At 28.2% G+C, this 20,011-nt stretch carries 14 protein-coding genes and 1 pseudogene; 11 read left to right on the top strand and 4 right to left on the bottom strand.

What is annotated here, in order from left to right:
- Positions 1-700: 700 nt before the first annotated feature.
- The 4 genes and pseudogenes from CLJU_RS19075 to CLJU_RS19060 form a co-directional block, all read left to right on the top strand.
- A pseudogene (locus tag CLJU_RS19075) lies at positions 701-1,249 on the top strand (IS982 family transposase); the annotation flags it as partial.
- Positions 1,250-1,676: 427 nt separating this feature from the next.
- Positions 1,677-2,060 carry a BlaI/MecI/CopY family transcriptional regulator gene (locus CLJU_RS19070; protein WP_013240470.1) on the top strand — a complete coding sequence of 128 codons (384 nt, stop codon included), beginning with the start codon at positions 1,677-1,679 and terminating at the stop codon, positions 2,058-2,060.
- A gap of 42 nt (positions 2,061-2,102) precedes the next feature.
- Positions 2,103-4,349 carry a M56 family metallopeptidase gene (locus CLJU_RS19065; RefSeq protein WP_013240469.1) on the top strand — a complete coding sequence of 749 codons (2,247 nt, stop codon included), beginning with the start codon at positions 2,103-2,105 and terminating at the stop codon, positions 4,347-4,349.
- 90 nt (positions 4,350-4,439) lie between these two features.
- Entirely contained in the window at positions 4,440-5,204 is a 765-nt protein-coding gene (locus tag CLJU_RS19060; protein ID WP_013240468.1) for a GDSL-type esterase/lipase family protein, read from the top strand.
- 267 nt (positions 5,205-5,471) lie between these two features.
- Here the strand turns inward: CLJU_RS19060 and CLJU_RS22715 are convergent, their stop codons facing one another.
- The 4 genes from CLJU_RS22715 to CLJU_RS19045 form a co-directional block, all read right to left on the bottom strand.
- Positions 5,472-5,621: a hypothetical protein gene (locus tag CLJU_RS22715; RefSeq protein ID WP_156496170.1), complete on the bottom strand. Its 150-nt coding sequence runs from the start codon at positions 5,619-5,621 to the stop codon at positions 5,472-5,474.
- Between the two features lie 109 nt (positions 5,622-5,730).
- Complete coding sequence (locus CLJU_RS19055) at positions 5,731-6,822, bottom strand: sensor histidine kinase (protein WP_013240467.1); 1,092 nt, start codon at positions 6,820-6,822, stop codon at positions 5,731-5,733.
- The gene (locus tag CLJU_RS19050) at positions 6,812-7,507 is read right to left on the bottom strand and encodes a response regulator transcription factor (protein WP_041705220.1); all 696 of its coding nucleotides are present in this window, start codon (positions 7,505-7,507) and stop codon (positions 6,812-6,814) included. The genes CLJU_RS19055 and CLJU_RS19050 overlap by 11 nt, the downstream gene beginning before the upstream one ends.
- Positions 7,508-7,656: 149 nt before the next feature.
- The gene (locus tag CLJU_RS19045) at positions 7,657-9,663 is read right to left on the bottom strand and encodes a serine hydrolase (RefSeq protein WP_049781901.1); all 2,007 of its coding nucleotides are present in this window, start codon (positions 9,661-9,663) and stop codon (positions 7,657-7,659) included.
- A gap of 222 nt (positions 9,664-9,885) precedes the next feature.
- Here CLJU_RS19045 and CLJU_RS19040 point away from each other — a divergent pair, with 222 nt between their 5' ends.
- From CLJU_RS19040 to ppsA, 7 genes are all read left to right on the top strand, one after another.
- On the top strand, positions 9,886-11,883 hold the full coding sequence (locus CLJU_RS19040; protein ID WP_013240464.1) for a serine hydrolase domain-containing protein: 1,998 nt from the start codon (positions 9,886-9,888) through the stop codon (positions 11,881-11,883).
- A gap of 96 nt (positions 11,884-11,979) precedes the next feature.
- Positions 11,980-12,678: a response regulator transcription factor gene (locus CLJU_RS19035; RefSeq protein WP_013240463.1), complete on the top strand. Its 699-nt coding sequence runs from the start codon at positions 11,980-11,982 to the stop codon at positions 12,676-12,678.
- Between the two features lies 1 nt (position 12,679).
- Complete coding sequence (locus CLJU_RS19030) at positions 12,680-13,741, top strand: sensor histidine kinase (RefSeq protein WP_013240462.1); 1,062 nt, start codon at positions 12,680-12,682, stop codon at positions 13,739-13,741.
- 5 nt (positions 13,742-13,746) lie between these two features.
- On the top strand, positions 13,747-14,499 hold the full coding sequence (locus CLJU_RS19025) for an ABC transporter ATP-binding protein (RefSeq protein WP_013240461.1): 753 nt from the start codon (positions 13,747-13,749) through the stop codon (positions 14,497-14,499).
- A gap of 1 nt (position 14,500) precedes the next feature.
- Positions 14,501-15,778, top strand: coding sequence for an ABC transporter permease family protein (locus CLJU_RS19020; RefSeq protein WP_013240460.1), 1,278 nt, complete (start codon positions 14,501-14,503; stop codon positions 15,776-15,778).
- A gap of 603 nt (positions 15,779-16,381) precedes the next feature.
- Positions 16,382-16,996, top strand: a complete 615-nt coding sequence (locus CLJU_RS19015; protein WP_013240459.1) for a TetR/AcrR family transcriptional regulator — start codon at positions 16,382-16,384, stop codon at positions 16,994-16,996.
- A gap of 63 nt (positions 16,997-17,059) precedes the next feature.
- A complete protein-coding gene (gene ppsA, locus CLJU_RS19010) occupies positions 17,060-19,684 on the top strand; it encodes a phosphoenolpyruvate synthase (RefSeq protein WP_013240458.1) in 2,625 nt (874 codons plus the stop codon).
- Positions 19,685-20,011: the final 327 nt, after the last annotated feature.

Here is a 20,011-nt window from a genome sequence, read left to right as displayed (position 1 = left end):
ATCCTTTTTATCAATTTATGTATTAATTGTTAAATTATGGTATTTTGGTGCTTAAAAAATACTTGGATATTAAGCAAAATTAAAAGCTTATCATTAGTTTTCGGTGATTAATTTATTTTGTATTGGTACTTTTCTACACAGAAGGATATCTAAATTTTATACAAACTTAATATATTAAGAACAATTCATCTACTTAAGAAAAGTAGAAAGAAGTACATTTGAATATTTCTATCGTCCAACATTGCTTTGCGTCTTGTTCTTTCAAATAATATGCCCAAATACTATAACCTCCCTTAGTATTAAAGCCTATATATACTCATTAGTAATAATTATATCAAAATACAAACACATTACAATGCGTTTTCTCAAATTACTTAAATTACATGTTATGCCCCAATTTGTAAAGGTACTAAAAAACGGTATTTTAACTATTTAGACAATAGCCCTTCAAAGAGATCCTTATTCAAAGGCTGCATCTATTTGGATTTCTCATATTCCATCCGTTTTGTTAAGAGTGATTTTCACTTGAGCTGTTAAGAAATTTCCATTTTCATTTTAATGGACTCCTACATAAAAAGAAGGTACCTAACGTGAGTTCGATGAGTTAAATGGAAAAATTTAAGGTTAAAAAACCCCACCAAAATGTTTTATTATTGTAAGTGACAAAACAAACAAGATTAAAACAAAAGGATGGAATTTTGTGCAAGATTTATTAATAAAAATATTTTATGATGTAGACAACTACTGTATACCTCTTGAAGAATACTGCAAAAATTATTTTTTAAGCAGTGATAAAGGTCGCAATACATTTACATCAAGTAAAACTCTATGTTTAAGTGAAATAATGACTATAACAATATATTTTCATCTGTCAGGTTACAGAACATTTAAAACTTATTATAAAGAACATGTATCTACTATTCTAAAACCTTACTTTTCTAAGCTTGTAAGTTACAACAGATTTGTTGAGTTAATGCAGGAAGCATTAATTCCATTACTATTATACATGATGAAATTCAGAACTGGCAAGTGCAAAGGATTTTCCTTTATAGACTCTACAACACTAGATGTATGCAATAATAGGAGAATATATTCTCATAAAGTTTTTAAAGGAATTGCCAAACGAGGTAAAAGTTCAACAGGATGGTTTTATGGGTTTAAACTGCACTCGGTTGTAAATGATAAAGGTGAAATTTTATCCTTCTACTTAACCCATGGAAATGTAGATGATATGGAAGATAAAATTCTTCTTAAGAAACCATCCCTAAAATTAAATAAGTATGTTGTTACAGCTTAATTTAAGCAAGCTGGAATAACTAGAACAAAATGTAACGTATCAGTAAGACTACTTTTTTGAATTTTCATGTGGTAATCTTAACCATAAATGAACTCAAATTTTCGAACTCCCGTTATTGTAATAGTCATAGTTTGATTAGCATATAAAAAAATTTAAAAGCTGTATATAAATATTTGTTCGTTTAACTCATATAGATTAAAAATAGATTTTTACTTTGACCTTGGTTACGTATTTGCTGTGATTACCCCATTAAAAGGTAACACAACTTAAAAATCTATTAATAAAAAATTTATAATATATCTTGACAAGTATCATCTACAGTTGTAGACTATACATGTTGGTTTACAATTGTAGATTATAAAAGGAAAAGGTGTATATTATGAGAGATATTCCTAAAATATCAGCAGCTGAGTGGGAAATAATGAAGGTTATATGGAAGGAAAACCCATTGACATCTCAAAAAATAATAAATTCTTTATCTGATAAAATGGGATGGTCAGCCCAAACAATTAAAACTTTTTTGGCAAGACTTGTAAAAAAAGAAATAATAGGGTTTGAGAAATCAGGTAGAATTTATAATTACTATCCGTTGATCTCAGAAGATGAGTGTATTAAAGTTGAAAACAAATCTTTTCTTCATAAAGTATATGATGGAGCTGTAAGTATCCTTTTTACGAAGTTTTTAGAAGAAGAGTCTTTATCAGAAAAAGAAATTGAACATCTTGAAAAGCTTCTTAAGAGTAAAAAAGAAAAAAAGAAGTAACTTTAAGAGTTTCTGGATTATTATGAAAGAGGAATGTTAGAGATGGAAATCTTACAAAGGATTTTTTTATGGGTTTTGCAAACTTCCTTAACAGCAAGTATTGCAATACTGATAATTACTTTAATTTTGAAGTTATTCAATAACCATATTGGTGTAAAGTTTAAGCATGCACTATGGGTTATAGTGCTCATAAGACTTATTATACCTGTAATTTCACAAAATCAAATAAATTTGTTTAGTATTTTTACGAGAAATGAACAGGGTACTTCACAAAATAAAAATACTATCCAAAAAAGACATAGCTTACCCTTGAATCTTTCAGGGTTAAACCAAGCAAATTTGAATAGTACTAAACGTCAACCTCATTATAACAACAACATTGAAAATAAGCAAGTTATGTATATAAAAGATAAATGGCAAAGTATAGATAAAAATAAGTTAGTTGTGAATATATATAAGGCAGCTTCTTGTGTATGGCTATTAGGATTGCTTATTATAGCTTCCATATTTTTATTAGTTTTAGTAAAGTCCAAGAAGAAATTTAAAGTCTTGAAAACCCTTGATGATACGGAAGTATTAACACTAATTAAGGAATGTAAGAAAAAAGCTGATATAAATATAGATATTCCTATTTATGTATACGACAATTTTAAAAGTCCTTGTATATTAGGTGTTTTAAAACCAAAAATTTATATACCACAAGGTCTAATTAATATGGACAACCTCAAACAATTTTCATATATTATCTTACATGAGCTAGTTCATTATAAAAGAAAAGATCTATTTTATAATTCGCTTAGCATAGCTGCTGTTTTAATACATTGGTTTAATCCCTTGGTATGGTTTGCTATGAATAAAATGAAGTTGCAAAGAGAATGCGCTTGTGATGCTTGTGTACTTGAGATACTTGGAGAAAAAGAGACTGTAGATTATGGTATGACACTAATTAATTTTTCAAGAAAGTCTCTAAATTTAGCTAGGTATCCTCAAGCAGCAATTTTTTTTGAAACTGAAAGTCAAATCGAAGGGAGAATAAAAATGATAACAAAATTTAAAAAAGGATCTTATAAAATGTCTGCATCGGCTGTTTTATGTTGTGTACTAGTTGGAGGATTAACACTTGCAAGTGGTATTAGCGTTAAAGCTGTGGGAAACAATGGTATCCCTGCTGTAACTTCTAATAGCACTATGAGTTCTGCTCAAAAAATTCAGTTTCTTGTGGATTCAGAAGTAAAAGAATATGATAACTTAGCAAAAGCACAAACAGTAGCTGGTTTTAAATTCAAGGTACCAGATTATATGCCTGCAGGCTATAAAGTTATTAATTATTTTCAGGTTGAAAAAATTTCAGATAAGGATAATTTTTTATCTATAAGTTTTAATGATAAATATAATATGCCTAATATACCAATAGATCGTATTTCGTTTAAAGTTTTTCATACAAACTATACAGAGGTACTAAAGAAAGTGGCATCTCTAGATCCTCAATTTGAAAAAGACGGCGGTAAAGTCGAAACCTCAGAACAACCTATGAAGCTTGGGGAAATAAATGGAACAAGTGTTACTGCAAAATTTTTTACACCAGCCCAAAAGAATCAAGGCAAAGATACTCAGAGTGTTAGTAAGTATTTCATATGGCAGGATGAAGGCAACTGGTATAGCTTAGAATATAGTGGTGTATACCAGGGAATAGAGTCTGTAAATCTTTCTCAGGATCAAATAGAAAAAATAGCATCATCCATAAGATATCCAGAGGAAGTAAAAAAGTTAGATTATAATACTCCAGGTAAAAGTTCAGATTATGAGATTTATGATAAAGATGATTTAAAAGCAGCTGAAAATGTACTTGGTTTTAAATTTAAGTTCCCTAATAGTGCAAATAAAGATATAAAGATTTCAAGTGCTTTTGTGTCCAAAGAGAATAAATATTTTGGTATAGAATACTGCAAGAATAATGCTGTAGTGGGAAACCTGCTTCAAACAAAAGATTATAAACAGTATGAGGAAGCAAAAAATACAGGATATGTTACTATTGCAGGACTAGGTGGAAACTTAACAAAAAATAAGACACAGTTATTAAATATTGCTGGTAAACAAGTTTTTAAATATGAATATGAATTAAAAAATGGTGAAGGTAATAAAGAAACAGTTTATATTTGGAATGAAAATGGTGTTTGTTACAAGTTTGATGCTAGTTCGTCAAACAAAAATGGTTTAAGTGAAAGTGAATTGAATGAATTACTTAATCTTGTTGTAGGTTCAAGCACATTTGAGCAAAGCGGCAATTAAAAACATACATGGTGTTAATATGAGGTGTCTCTCAGCACTTGTTGAGGGACACTTTATATATCATGCCTAAATACTTGATGGGAGACATATATGAAAAATAAAAAACTATTAATAATTATCACAATAATATTTTTTATTATATTGTGTTTATGTATGTATCTTAAACTTTTTTCACATTCATCTAAAAATGTAGGAGTGTTAGGTAATACTGCTGTACCAGAAAATAAAATGCTGCCTAAAAAAGTTGGAGATATAAGCTTAGATCAAAAAACTTATTCTGATTATTACATACAAAAAGTTACAATGTATATAAATTCAGATAATAAACAAGGCCAAATAGTATTTTTAGGGGACAGTCTTACAGACATCGGACAGTGGAATGAATTACTAAATAATCCTTATATATTAAATCGTGGAATCAGCGGCGATAATACCTCTGGAGCTTTAAACCGTTTAAGCGAGGTTATAAAGTTAAAGCCTCGAAAAATTTTTATTATGATAGGAATAAATGATATCGGTAAAGGGCTATCTACTAATGAAATTACTAAAAACTATTCTAAAATATTAGGAAGGATTAAGAAAGACTTACCTAATACTATAATATATGTAGAAAGTGTTCTTCCAATAAATAAGGATTTGTTTAAAACTAATACAAGTGAAAAACAAATAATAGATTTAAATATATCCTTAAATAAGCTTTGTAAAAGCTTAAGTGTTCAATACATAGATTTGTATCACCTTTTTACATTACCTAATGAAAATAAATTATCTTATAAATATACTGTAAGTGGATTACATATAAATGGAGATGGTTATAGAGTATGGAGAGATGCTTTAAAACCTTATTTACAGTAAAATTATGAAGTGGGGAATGGTTATAGATTTAGTTTTTATACAAATCTATAACCATTCCCAATAAATTTTAGTATTTTAATTTCTAAATAATAATTAAAAAGCTAAAAAATCAAATTAACTTATTTAATTTTTCCATATTGGACATATTCATTCCTACTTTGCAAATTTTTTATTAGTAAACCTGATTTACTAATATCTATACTTATCTTACTTTTGAATCCACGAAAAGTTTCAACACATCTTTTGTTTATATCTATCTTCCAAACCTTAAAACTTGTCAATTGTTATGCAATTTGAATCAGGTATTACATGTTTTGATTTTGCCCACCAACCCATATATGAACCTTTCCACACATCTGTATATCCATGATATGTAATTGGAGTTACAGCATCAGTAATTTCAATTTTACCGTACAATATGCTAAAACCAAATTTAGATATGAAAGCTAATCCAATGCAATATCCTAAGCAATGGGATAATTATATCTCAAAAATAGTAGAAGAAAAAGGATTCTATAATTGTTCTTTAACAAATAGGTAATTTAAATTCAAATTGTGTTTTTTCTTTAGAACTTGAAATATTTATCTCTCCAGAATGCAATTCCATAACTGTCTTTACAATTGCTAAACCTAACCCTGTTCCTTCTCTTTTGTCACAGGACTTTTCTACTCTATAAAATTTATTAAATAAATTTGCTAAATCCTCTTGTTTTATTTCTTCTCCATAATTCACAAACTTAATTATCGCATTATCATTTTCTTTATCTATGATTATATCTAAATATTTTCCTTCACTAGCATACTTAACACTATTACTTATTATATTTTCAAATGCTCTAGCTAGTAAAATAGGATCTGCATTTACCTTTAAGCCTTTACTTTTTGAAATTATTCTATATTCCATATTGTTATCTTCAAAAGATGGTATAAATCCCATAGTTACCTGTTCAATTAATTCTTCTATGCCTATTTCAGTTTTATTTAACTTCAAATCCATATTATTTATTTTAGCAAATTCAAAAAGCTGATCTATGGAACTTTTCAATTTTTTAGCTTTTTCTAATGAAATATTGCAGTAATGTTTTAACTTTTCATTATTATTAGTACCTTTTCCTATTAGCTCTAAAAATCCCAGAATTGAAGTCAATGGAGTTCTTAAATCATGTGATAAATTAGTAATCAAATTGTTCTTCTGATTTTCCCATTGCCTCTCCTTTTTCATTAATTCATTTAAATCGTAAGCCATTTTATTTACATCACTCGCTAAAGTTCCAAGTTCATCTTTTCTTCTAATAGGAATAGTTACTTCCATATTACCTTCAGCCAATAAATTCAAGACTCTCGAAATTTCTTCTATATAATCTGTAATTTTATTCATTTTTTTTATAAATATAGAGCATGCCAAACATATAAATATGAAAAAAATCACTAAGGTGCAAATTGTCCCAACTATCCTGCTATTGTTATAAGCAATTGCAAAACTTACATAAAGGTCATAAGATAAAATATGTAGTATTCCAAAACCTGAAATAAATATTAACATGGTAATTGCAAATGCTTGTACCCCACTAAAAAAGAGGTTAATAATTATATTGTATTTTATACTTCTACTCCTCAATTTTATATCCAACTCCCCATACTGTTTCTATTATTTTTGGCTCCTTTGGATTCTGTTCTACCTTTTCTCTGAGCCTCCACATATGAACCATAACAGTATTATTTCCCTCAAGGTATTTTTCTTTCCAAATTTCCTTAAATATTTCCTCAGCACTAAATACTTTCCCTAAATTATTCGCTAATAATAGCAAAATCTCATATTCTATTGGGGTCAACTTTAACTCTGTACCTAACTTACATACTTTATGATTTTTTCTATTTATAGTTATATCTTTAAATTCAACAATATCAGTATCACTAGTTTTATTGCTTTTTTCATTTAAAAAAATATATCTCCTTATTTGAGATTTAACTCTAGCAATAAGTTCCATGGGGTTAAATGGCTTTGTCATATAGTCATCTGCTCCAATTGACAATCCTTGTATCTTGTCCATGTCCTGACTTTTAGCACTAAGCATTATTATTGGTATATTATAATCTTTTCGGATTTTCATACATACTTGATAACCATCTATACCTGGCATCATTATGTCTAAAATGACGAGATGAATATTCTCTTCATTTATTATTTTAATTCCATCAATACCATTATAAGCTTTGAAAACCTTATATCCTTCATTAATCAAGTATACTTCCATAAGTTCAACTATTTCGGCTTCATCATCTATAATTAATATATTAAAAATATTATCATCTCCAAATCTTTAAATATAATAACATTTTACTATATATAACCATAACAAGAAATAGTCTATATATCTATTATTAAAAAGGAAAAACAAGTTGAATATATAAACTATTTTATTGCACAAAATTCAATTATTACAGTATGTTATTATATTTTATAACCTAAAAAATTGAAGTAATATAAAATCCATATAAAAGCTAAATTTGTTATATTTAAAAATATATAATACCCTCTTGCTTTTATCGATCCATTTTTCTTGACTAAAGAATAAACCAATAGAGCTAAACTAAAAGGAATAATTACAGTTGATACAATTAATAAGGTTAAGAAAAAGTAAAGTAAATATTTGAAGCTAAAATCATAATTATTAATCATCATCATTTCTAAACTCACTGCTCCTAATACTCCAACAATATTAAAAACTTCTATAATTATGTTCAGCAGCTTAAGAACCTTTATAGATCTGATTTTTTTAGGCTCTTTGCATTTTTTGCTTTTTCTTCTAATGAACAATATTACAAATAAAATTGGATTTATAATAAACATAATTATTGAAATACTTAAAACAGACATAATAAATTCTCTCTCATTATAAAAATTGACTTTCTCAAAGGAATTCTCACTTATGTCGTTAAATGCATAAGTTACCTTTCCTTCCTTATCAGTTCTAAAAGCAAATTTTCCTCTTCCATCTTGTCTTAGAAATACTCCATTTTTTACTTCAACAAGTGTAGTTGTAATTTCTTCTTTAGCTGGTGTAAATTCATGAAGTGTTAATGTACCATCTTTATTATCTTTAATTTTCATATCCATTGTAGGATCAAACAATACATTTAATTTCATAATATTATTTTTTGAAGTTCCATCATAACTTCTATAAGTTCCATCATATTTACTATAATCTTTGTTTGCATTTTTCTTAGCCGCACTAAAATTATTACTATTTTCAGGATAAAAATAATTCAGAAATTCCTCTTCAAAATTAAACGGAAGTGCACCTAATGTATTAGTTGCAACATATATTCCTAAATTCTCTTTTGAAATTAAAAATAATGTAGTAGTATATCCAGGTAAACCTCCCTCATGTTTTATTATTTCATGCCCATTTCTATAACTTCTAATGAATCCAAATCCAATTCCCGGTAAGAATTTTGAATTAGAAAATTGTTTGTCATGCATCATTGCTAGTGTCTTTTGATTTAAAATATTATTATCATTAAATTTACCATTATTTAAATTTTCTATAATGAAATTTTCCATATCTTTAGCTGTCGCAATTATTCCAGATGAACCTGAAGTGTATTGGTATGCAAATGGAGTTTCAACATACTTATCATTATCATATACATAACCTGCAGAAGTACTACCGCTTTTTAATCTAACTGAGCTATTACTCATATTTAAAGGTTTTAATATTTTTTCTTCTACATACTTCTCATAGCTTATTCCAGAAGTTTTTTCTACTATATACCCTAGAAGGTTATATCCAATATTTGAATATCTACAAACAGTATTTGGTTCTGTAACAACTTTAAGAGAATGAGTATCAAAATAATATTCCTGTGGTTTTATTGAATTCACATCTGTGGTAGATACATTAAGTTCACTTTCTTCATCAAGTCCACTTGAATGAGTTAGCATATTTCTGCATGTAACAGGCTTATCATATTTATTAATTACTTTATATGGACTTATATAATCATTAACATTTTTATCTAAATCAATTTTTCCTTCTTCATATAACTGCATTATAGCCGTTGCTGTAAACAACTTGCTTACAGAACCTGCTGGAAATCTTGTTTTATCTGGATCAACTGGAGTTTTAGATTCCAAATTACTATATCCATACCCCTTCTTAAACATTTCTTTATTATCTTTAACTACAACAACTGATACTCCCGGCACGGAATACTTTTTCATTTTTTCACTGAAATAATTATTCATAAAATTCTTAATGTCTTGAGTATTATTTATATTTCCATGTGTTTTACTTAATTTTCCTTCAGCCTTTACTTCACCTATATTAAGGTTATTACTTAATCCTACTGAAGCTAAGATTACAATTAATAATATGCCAATTACTCTCTTTAAACTTATATTCACAAGATTCAACTCCTTAACTTTTTTATAGTTAAATCTTACCTGAATATACATTTTTAATTTTAACTTTTTTCTTACGAAAATTTTAAGCTTTTATATATTTTTTCTAAAGAATAATATCAAAACTAACCTTTGAAAACAGTAAAACCTTACAAAATTGTAAGGTTTTTTTATATAAATCGATTTGTTGCTTTTCTTAATTCATATAAAATTTATTTATCTGATGAAATGTGAAGAGAAAATGTCAACTTAAGAAGTTTAAGGAGGTTACTAATAATGAAAAAACTTATTACTTATATTAAAAGATTTATAATTTGTTTTTCGCTTGTTGCATATATTTTCCCAACGCTATGCGCTTCAATATGTAGCTTTCGCTATATTGTTAATAGTAACGCAACTGTTTCAGCAAAAGAAAATAAGAAAGAATTTTCAGCACCTTTGTTAAACAGTAGTTCTACAGAAACTTTAAACAAAGACAATGTACAAAAATTTGCTGATACTATTTTTAACCAAGAATTAAGAAGATTTAATGTACCAGGAGCTGTTTTATCTGTTGTTAAAGATAATCATGTACTTTTTGAAAAAGGATATGGATATTCTGACATAGATAAAAAAACACCAGTTAACCCTAAAACAACAGTTTTTAGAGCTGCTTCCATTTCTAAGCTTTTTACCGCTACAGCTGTTATGCAGCTTAAAGAAAAAGGTAAAATAAACTTAAATGAAAATGTAAATAATTATTTAAAAGGCTTTCAGATAAAGGATAACTTTTCTAAGCCTGTTACTCTTGATAATCTCTTAACTCATACAGGTGGTTTTGATGAAAGGATTATAGGAGAATCAGAACTAGATAACTATCACCAGGAAAAACCATTTAAAGATACCTTAACAGCTCGTATTCGTCCTATAATTCGAGAACCAGGTGAAGCAATACAGTATAGTAATTATGGTATGGCTGTAGCTGGATATGCAGTTGAAAGTGTATCAGGCACTACTTTTGATAAGTATATGGAAGATAACATATTAAAACCTCTCCATATGAATGACAGCAGCTTTGTCTTTGATAAGAAAACACTAGCTAATTTATCACAAGGCTATGATTATAAAAATGGAGTTTACAAAAAAGTACCTATGTATGGAAATACCTTTTTACCAGCAGGAGGCTTAAAAACTACAGCAGATGATATGAGTAAATTTATGATTGCGCATTTAAATAACGGCACTTATGATAATACTTCTATATTGAGCAAAGCCTCCATAGAAGATATACATAAAAAACATTTTCCATTAGATAAAAATATACCATGCATGTGCTATGGATTTGCGGAAAATTATATAAATGGTACAAGAGTACTTGGTCAAGGTGGAGATGATTATGGTTTTCATAGTATGTTATATTTAATACCAGGCAGCAATGTAGGTTTTTTTATATCAACTAATGGTGACAATGGAGCCAAAATTTGTGGTGACGTAGCTGGACAATTTATGAATAGATACTATCCTCAAACTAAGCCGCAGGCAAATATGAATAATACAGCTAACTTCAATAAAAGCAACTTAAAAAATTTGGAAGGTGCTTATATTCCTAGCAGGTATCCAAGAGGAGAAATAGGAAAGTTATTGATGTTAATGTCTCAGCCTATAAATGTAAAAAGTACTAAGGATACATTGATTATACAATACCCTAATGGACAACAAGATGCTTACAAAGAAACATCCCCTTTACTTTTTAAAAATGTTATGGGAAATAGTCTTACCTTTATAGCAAATAAGCAAGGGAAGATATCTTATATGCTTAATGCTGGTTCAAATGATGTTATGAATAAAATTCACTGGTATGAGAATCCTACATTGCATAAAATTATTTTCGTGTTTTTTTTAGTATTATTTTTGTCTATGGCTATTGCCATGATACTATTCAATCTTAAAAATAGAAACAACAAAAAGCCTCTAATTTTTAAATATCATAGATGGGCTATAGCTTTTATTTGCATTTTGAATGTAGTTTTTTTAATTGGCATGGCTAAAGAATGTATTACTTTATTATCATCCTTGATTTTCTTAACAGAATTGCCTAAGGCAGCTATATATCTGTTAATGATCCCAATAATAACTACCATACTTACTTTTGGATTAATAATATCAATATGCTTATATTGGCATAATAAAAAATCTAATTTAGGCACAATTATACCCAATATATTAATTTACTGTATATTTTTAGCTTTTACTCTGTATCTAAATTACTGGAATCTCTTAGGATTTAAATTTTAGTTAAAAAATATCAAAATTTCAACCTAGCTTTTCTCCCAAATAAAATTATGCTATATTAAAATTACTATAGCATAATTTTAGAAGGAGGAAATTGCTTTGTATAAGATACTTGTTGTTGAAGATGATATTAAATTAAATGACCTTATAACAGAGTATCTTCAAAGATATAAATATGAAGTCGTTAATATACAAGATTTTAAAAATGTAGATACTGAGTTAGAAAAATCAAATGCTGATTTAGTTCTTTTAGATATAAATTTGCCTTATTATGATGGTTTTCAATTATGTAAAACTTTTAGAAGAGTATCAAAAATACCTGTAATTATTATTTCTTCAAGAAGCAGTGATGAAGAACAAATACGAGGGATTGAGTTAGGAGCCGATGATTATATTGTAAAACCTTTTAACTTTGATTTTTTGCTAGCTAAGATACAAGCTGGAATAAGAAGGGTATATGGTGAATATGCAAATGAATCAAATATACTTGAAAGTGATGGAGGCATTAAACTTAATAAAGACACTTTTAAGATATTTTATAATCAGATTGAACTTGAACTTAGCAAAAATGAGTTCAAGCTATTAAATATGCTTATTAAAAATGAAAATAAAATAGTCAGTAGGGAAGAACTTCTGGAAGAACTTTGGGATGATTCCTTTTTTGTAGATGATAACACTTTAACAGTAAATATAACGAGAATAAGAAATAAACTTAAAAAATTGGGTGTTAGTGAAGCTATATCAACCAAGCGAGGTGTAGGATATATATTCCACACAACTGCAAATAAGGGGAATTAGTATGGATAATAAAAAAGTATTAGTAAACTTTTTAAAAGATAAATTAGCATTTACTGTTGGGTATTTCCTTAATACAATTTTAATTCTTTTTTATGGTTATTTGATAAGTAACAAAAGTGATGTGATATACCCTTTATTTATATCTATAATAATATATGTATTTATAATATTTAATGAATGGATTAAATATTATAGGTTCAATAGAAGCTTTAATGAAGGTATAGAAAGTAGATACTTTGATTTAAATCCAAAAACAAATGAACAGAAAGAAATAGCTAAAACTATATTTAAAATTCATGAAAACTATACAAATAAGATAAGTACAATTTATGCACAAAATGCAGATAATAAATACTTCTTATCCCAATGGATTCATAATATAAAGACGCCCACTTCAATAATTGATCTTGTTGTTCAAAAAGCTGCTAAAGGAATAAAATATAGTAATGAAAATTCCACAATAAACCAAACAGATATATTAAGATTATTCTTGGATATAAGAGAAGAAAATGATAAAGTTAAAAGCGGTTTAGATCAAATCCTAAACATTGATAGATTAAATAGTTTTTCTAAAGATTATGATCCTCAAGAGGTAGATTTTGTTTTATTATTAAAAGAAGTTATCAATAGTAAGAAAAACCAGTTTATTTATAATAATGTTTTCCCTAAAATAGAATTTAATTATGAAAAAATATTAATTATTACAGATAAAAAATGGAATAAGTTTATGCTTGAACAAATAATATCGAATGCTATTAAGTATTCTGGAGATAGCAGACAAAAGAAATATGTATATTTTAATATATATTTAGATAATAAAGAAGTAAAGTTAACAATTAGAGATGAAGGTATTGGAATTCCGGGTTATGATATAAAAAGAGTCTTTGAACCATTTTTTACAGGAGAAAATGGGAGAAAAGTAGGTAATGCAACGGGTATAGGCCTATATATATGTAAATTAATATCAAAAAAGTTGAATCACAATATAAATATAGATTCTGAAGTTGATAAGGGGACTACTTTTTCAATTACTTATCCATTAAAATTAAATACAACGGGGTGATACTAATGGAGATCTTGAGTGCCGAGGATATTATTAAAGTCTATGAATGGAATTTAGAAGTTAATCCTACTAATGTTTTGAATGGTATAAATCTGAGCATTGAAAGTGGAGAATTTACTGCTATTATGGGACAATCAGGCAGTGGTAAGACGACTTTGCTTAACATTTTGTCGGGAATCGATAAGCCTACCAGCGGAACAGTAAAGATAATGAATCAATATATAACTTCGCTAGACAAAACAGAACGTTCTATCTTTAGACGAGAAAACTTAGGAATTATATTTCAAAATTTTAATCTTCTTGATAATATTACCCTTGCAGAAAATGCTGCACTTCCATTGATATTTAAAGGTGCGGGGAAAGAAAAGATTAATGAAAAAATAGAAGAATATTTTACGTTTTTTAATATATACAATATTAGAAATAAATATCCCTATAATGTATCTGTAGGTGAACAACAGAGGGTAACTGCATGTAGAGCACTAATAAATGATCCTTGTATTATTTTAGCTGACGAACCAACTAGTAGTATTGATCCAAATACCTCAAAAAAGTTTATGAAGTATTTGAAAAAAATAAATGATCAAAAAAAAGCAACAATTCTTATGTCTACACATGATATATATGCTGCAAGCTACTGCAGCAGGGTTATCTTTATAAAATCGGGGAAGATATTTGCAGATATATACAAAAAAGGAGATCAGCATACTTTTTTTAATAGAATATTGGACACTCTTGCTGTAATTAGTGGTGAGTGATATGAATTGGAGAAAGATGCTTGAACAAACTATAAAATTAAATTTAGATCAATATTTTGCATATATATTCTCTCTTGTAATTTCAGTTTCATTCTTCTTTACGGAGCTAATATTTTATAATTCATATGTAACAGCAATTGGACTAAAAAATATTTTTATACTCCCATCAATTGCAGTTTTTAATACAATGTTGTGGAGCATTTTTACATACATTTCCTTTATAAAATATAGGCAAAAGGAATTTGCAACATTTTTGACTTTAGGAATGACATGCAGCGACATTAAGATGCTAGTTTTTGTGGAAAATGTGCTAACTTTTTTTATCTATATGCCTATAGGATTGATTTTAGGTGCAGCATTTTCAAAAATCATTGTACTTTTTGCACTAAAATTATCGGGAATGTTTATTTTTACTTTTAAATTTGAATCAATTGTTTTTATAGTTACCATTGGATACTATGTTTTTCTTACTATTATATTCATTTTATGGACATTTAAATTTATCGATAAACTGTCAGTAATTAATGAAGTGAACTATAAAAATTTGTATATAAAATATTCTAAAAAGAAAGAGTTTGCAAAAACAATAATTTCTATTTTAATACTGTGTTATATAAATTTTAAAGAAAGAATGTTTGTAAACTTTCAATCTAGATATTATGTTGACTATTCTTTAATATGTACATTAGTAATTTATATGTTATTTTTAGTTTTTATAAAAATTTTTGCTGTTGTTATAAAAAGAAGAGAAAACTTTTATTATAAGAAAATTTTATTAGTAAACGAGCTAGAAGATTCCTTCAAAAAAAATAAATATATAATTCTTTTTATTATTTTCCTAAACACTATATTTATTACCAGTAATAGAGTGTATAGTTTGCCCAATGTAAAAACATTTTTTAATATTTACAGCATTTTTCGTGGGTCCGCTTTCAATTTCATATATATGTTTATTGTACTATTGAGTTTTATTGTTTCTTCTAATATTTTATATTTTAAAGCAAAGATAGATTTTTGTGGCTGGCAACTTAAAAGGACTAAATTATATTATATTGGATTAATTGATAAGGAAATAGATACATTGTTAACATATAAAATTAGAATAATATTTTTTTTACCTGCACTTTTAACGGTATTAACAAGTATTGTATATATTTATGTTTTAAATACCAATGGAGAATTTAAGATAGATACATTTAAAATATTGGCATATTATCTTATTGTTCAATTGTTAGGATACATTATTACTAAAAAGAAAATAGCAATATTAAATAACTAGTAAAGTGTTAATAATTATATAATATGTATATTTATTGCAAATGAGGGCACAATATTAATATTAGAGGTTGATATATACAATCGTGCAAAAGAAACAAAAATAAAAAAATCCTTAGAAACTTTAGCAGAAACAAAAGCAGAGATAGAATTTTTGGTTGTCTGCAAGTGTGAAAGGCGTGTACGTGTGCCAAAAGTAAAATATATAAAAATAAATGATATTAAATTGTAAATAAAATATTGTAAGTATCATGAATTTTTTTAATATACTAAAGCAAGTAAAATCAATAGCTAACATAAATTAAGGTGTCCAATACGTTGGATACCTTTTTTATATATTTTTAAATTTCATATTCTGCTGAATGCATAAAAATATAAGTTATCTTTTTAAGCAATATTATAAAATCTCCCACATTGCTTAAATTCATTTTTTATGAAATTTCATAAGATGCTTTTTATATGAACCAGAATTGCAAGTATCAAATCTTTGACACTTACAGAGGAAAAAACAAATATACAAATTTAGATCAAACTATATTGACCGAATCGGTTTATGAAGGTATAATAATATAAACCGATTCGGTTTATATAGTAAGAAGGTGAAAGTATGGAAAAATTTTTTAGTTTACCTAAGGAAAAACAAAATGTAATTATAGATGCTGCTCTTAGAACCTTTGGAACCAATGGCTATAAAAAGACTTCCATAAGCGATATTGCTACTGCAGCAGGAATATCAAAGGCTATGGTATTTCATTATTTTGGTACAAAGAAAGAATTATACCTTTATCTAGTTAATCTATGCGGCAATATTATGATGACTGTAGTTGATGAAAAGTTTGATAACAGCATTACTGACTTTTTTGACAGAATTAAAATGTCATCTAATATAGAAATCTCCGTAATGAAAAGGCATGCTGCAATACCTTCCTTTTTAACTAGTGCATACTTTGAAAATGATGAAGAGGTAAAAGATGACTTAAGAGATATCTTTAATAGTGGAGATGAATTTAGAAATAGAATAGCCTTTGATGGCGTGGATACTTCTAAGTTTAAAGAGGGGGTGGATCTAAAGTTACTTATGAAAATGCTTCTGTGGATGGCGGATGGGTATACAAAACAGATGTCAGATAAAACAGAAATTAATTTTGAAATTATGCTGGATGAGTTTAACAAATGCTTGGATATGCTTAAAAATAATTTTTATAAAGAAGAATATTTGTAGGATGTATACAAAGTTAACTGTTGAAAGATTTTTTAAATGAATTGTGATGAGAGGGGAATAAAAATGAATTCATATTTATTAGGCTTTAAAGACATTGATAAATCACAGCTTTCAGTAGTAGGAGGAAAAGGTGTAAACCTTGGAGAACTTTCAAGAATTGACGGTATACAAGTTCCTGAAGGTTTTTGTATTACTACTTTTGCCTATAAAAAAGTAGTTGAGAATAATAAAAATTTCAACAGTCTTCTAGAAGAGTTATCCCACCTTAAGGTTGAAGATAGAGAAAAAATATGTGAAATCAGTGGCCAAATTCGCAAATTAATTGAAGACATCACTATTCCCAAAGATATAGAAGAAGGTATAACAACATTTATTAAAAAGTTTGGTGAAAAGAATGCTTTTGCGGTTCGTTCAAGTGCTACTGCTGAGGATTTACCTTTGGCCTCCTTTGCAGGACAGCAGGATACCTATTTAAATATAATAGGAAAAGATTCTATTATTCATCATGTTAGCAAGTGTTGGGCATCACTATTTACAGATAGAGCGGTAATATATCGTATGCAGAATAACTTTGATCATCGTAAAGTATATCTTTCTGTAGTTATCCAAATGATGGTTTTTCCAGAGGCTTCAGGAATTATGTTTACGGCAGATCCAATATCAGCAAATAGGAAGGTTGTTTCAATAGATGCAAGTTATGGACTAGGGGAAGCGCTAGTGTCAGGACTTGTGAATGCGGATATCTATAAAGTTAAAGAAAGCAAGATTATAGATAAAAAGATATCTACAAAGAAGATTGCTATTTATGGACTTAAACAAGGTGGAACTGAGCAAAGAGATATTGAGAATCAAAGACAGAATATTCAAACTTTAACGGACCAGCAGATTCTGCAGCTTGAACAAATAGGCAGGAAAGTAGAAAAATATTTTGGACGACCACAGGATATAGAATGGTGTATCCATGAAGGTAATATATATATTGTTCAAAGTCGTCCTATTACTACTTTATATCCTGTCCCAGAAGTTAAAGATGATAAAACTCATGTGTTTTTTTCCTTTGGTCATAGGCAGATGATGACTGAAGCAATGTCACCTTTAAGCATGACCTTCTTTGCAGTTTTGTTTAAGATGATGGTAGATACACCAATGTACTATGCAGGTGGAAGAATATATGTGGACTCATCAAATGAATTAAGCTCACCTATTATGAGGAAATCTTTTGTAAAAGGGCTTGCAGCAGTAGATGTTCTTATGCAGAATGCTTATTACAATATTTTAAAGCGAGAAGATATTATGAATAATCTTCATAAATCAAAAAAGCCAATGGTTTCTATCAAACTAGCTTTCAGGTGGCTTGTTAAAACTATAGAATGCTACAGGAAAAATGATCCTGCCATTGCAGAATTCTATATGGATCGCAGCAGGACTATTATGAAGGATTTGGAGAAGCAGTCACAAAAAATTTCAGGTAATGAGTTATTTGATTTTATTGAGAAGAGTATGACTAAAATAAAGGACAATATGATGGATACTTATGGAGTTGTTTTTGCTGGAGCCTATGCCTCTAGCTGGATTAACAAGAATTTGGGAAAATGGCTTAAGGAAAAGAATCCAGCAGATATGTTAGCTCAATCCGTATCTAATAATGTTACTTCAGATATGGGACTTGAACTTTTAGATGTATCAGATGTAGTAAGAAAGTATCCAGAGGTAATTAAATATTTGGAAAGTCCTAAGGATGAGAGCTTTTTTGAAGATCTTGTTAAACTTCCAGGAGGAATAGAAGTAAAGGATGCAATAAAGAACTTTCTGAAGAAATATGGGATGCGATGTTCTGCTGAAATAGATATAAGCAAGACTAGATGGAATGAAAAGCCAACAATATTGGTTCCATTGATTCTAGGCAATATTAAGGTTTATCCTCCTAATTCTCACGAAATCAAATTCAATCAAGGACTCAAGGAAGCTGAAGAGAAGGAGCAGGAAATTTTAAGAAAGCTTGAAAAGATGCCAGGAGGTAGGGGAAAAGCTAAAAAGGCAAAGAAAGCAATCAGTGTTCTACGTAATTATGCAGGATATCGTGAGTTTAACAAGTATATCTTAATCTGGTATGAATGGGTTGTGAAACAGGTTATTATGAAAGAAGCTGAAAGATTAATACAACAGGGGCTTATAAAGGAGGCAAGTGACATATTCTATCTTGAATATGAAGAATTGAGAAAAGTGATTAAAACTAATGAATTAGATTATAGTATCATACAGAAAAGACAAGAAGATTATGAGGTTTACCAAAAGCTTACACCACCTCGTGTAATTACTTCTGATGGAGAGGTTATTTCCAGTCAATATGATATAAGCAAGATTCCTGAGGGTGCCTTAGCAGGGGTGGCAGTATCAGCAGGTATTGTTGAAGGCAGGGCAAGAATAATATTAAAAATCGAAGATGCAAATATTGAAGAAGGTGATATACTAGTTACTACTTTTACTGATCCTAGCTGGACACCAGTATTTGTATCTATCAAGGGATTAGTTACAGAAGTTGGTGGAATGATGACTCACGGAGCAGTTGTTGCAAGAGAATATGGACTTCCAGCAGTAGTGAGCGTGGAAAATGCTACAAAGTTTATAAAGGATGGACAGAGAATTCGTGTAAATGGAACAGAAGGGTACGTGGAAATACTTGAGTAAATTAATATTATTTAGTATTTTCGGGTTATGTGCGACTCAATTTATTCTGCTAGCGGATGTTTCTTCACATGAAAGTAGTACAGTGAGCGCGATTAATATCCGAAACTAGAGATATATAATCAATATAGTTTAATATAAATGATAATTTAATAATGTACCTAAGTAATGGAGGAAAAGGTCACTATATTAAGGTTTTTAGATCACATGAATTCAATAATAAAAGATACATTTTCAGAAGTTGTGGAAAATTATACTAGAGGTAATGTTCAATAGTTATTTTTATAAACCTACTTCTTAAGCATAGCTAATTTTTAAAGAGACATTTAA

Source organism: Clostridium ljungdahlii DSM 13528, from assembly GCF_000143685.1.
GTDB classification, from domain to species: Bacteria; Bacillota; Clostridia; order Clostridiales; family Clostridiaceae; genus Clostridium_B; species Clostridium_B ljungdahlii.
The sequence above is the reverse complement of the archived record's forward strand: the minus strand, read 5'-3'. Positions and strand labels throughout refer to the sequence as shown.

Bases quoted from the DNA above. Each gene is read 5' to 3' on its own strand.
- CLJU_RS19070 (WP_013240470.1), top strand. From the start codon at position 1,677: ATGAGAGATATTCCTAAAATATCAGCAGCTGAGTGGGAAATAATGAAG.
- CLJU_RS19065 (WP_013240469.1), top strand. From the start codon at position 2,103: ATGGAAATCTTACAAAGGATTTTTTTATGGGTTTTGCAAACTTCCTTA.
- CLJU_RS19060 (WP_013240468.1), top strand. From the start codon at position 4,440: ATGAAAAATAAAAAACTATTAATAATTATCACAATAATATTTTTTATT.
- CLJU_RS19045 (WP_049781901.1), bottom strand. From the start codon at position 9,663: ATGTATATTCAGGTAAGATTTAACTATAAAAAAGTTAAGGAGTTGAAT.
- CLJU_RS19040 (WP_013240464.1), top strand. From the start codon at position 9,886: ATGAAAAAACTTATTACTTATATTAAAAGATTTATAATTTGTTTTTCG.
- CLJU_RS19030 (WP_013240462.1), top strand. From the start codon at position 12,680: ATGGATAATAAAAAAGTATTAGTAAACTTTTTAAAAGATAAATTAGCA.
- CLJU_RS19025 (WP_013240461.1), top strand. From the start codon at position 13,747: ATGGAGATCTTGAGTGCCGAGGATATTATTAAAGTCTATGAATGGAAT.
- CLJU_RS19020 (WP_013240460.1), top strand. From the start codon at position 14,501: ATGAATTGGAGAAAGATGCTTGAACAAACTATAAAATTAAATTTAGAT.
- CLJU_RS19015 (WP_013240459.1), top strand. From the start codon at position 16,382: ATGGAAAAATTTTTTAGTTTACCTAAGGAAAAACAAAATGTAATTATA.
- ppsA (WP_013240458.1), top strand. From the start codon at position 17,060: ATGAATTCATATTTATTAGGCTTTAAAGACATTGATAAATCACAGCTT.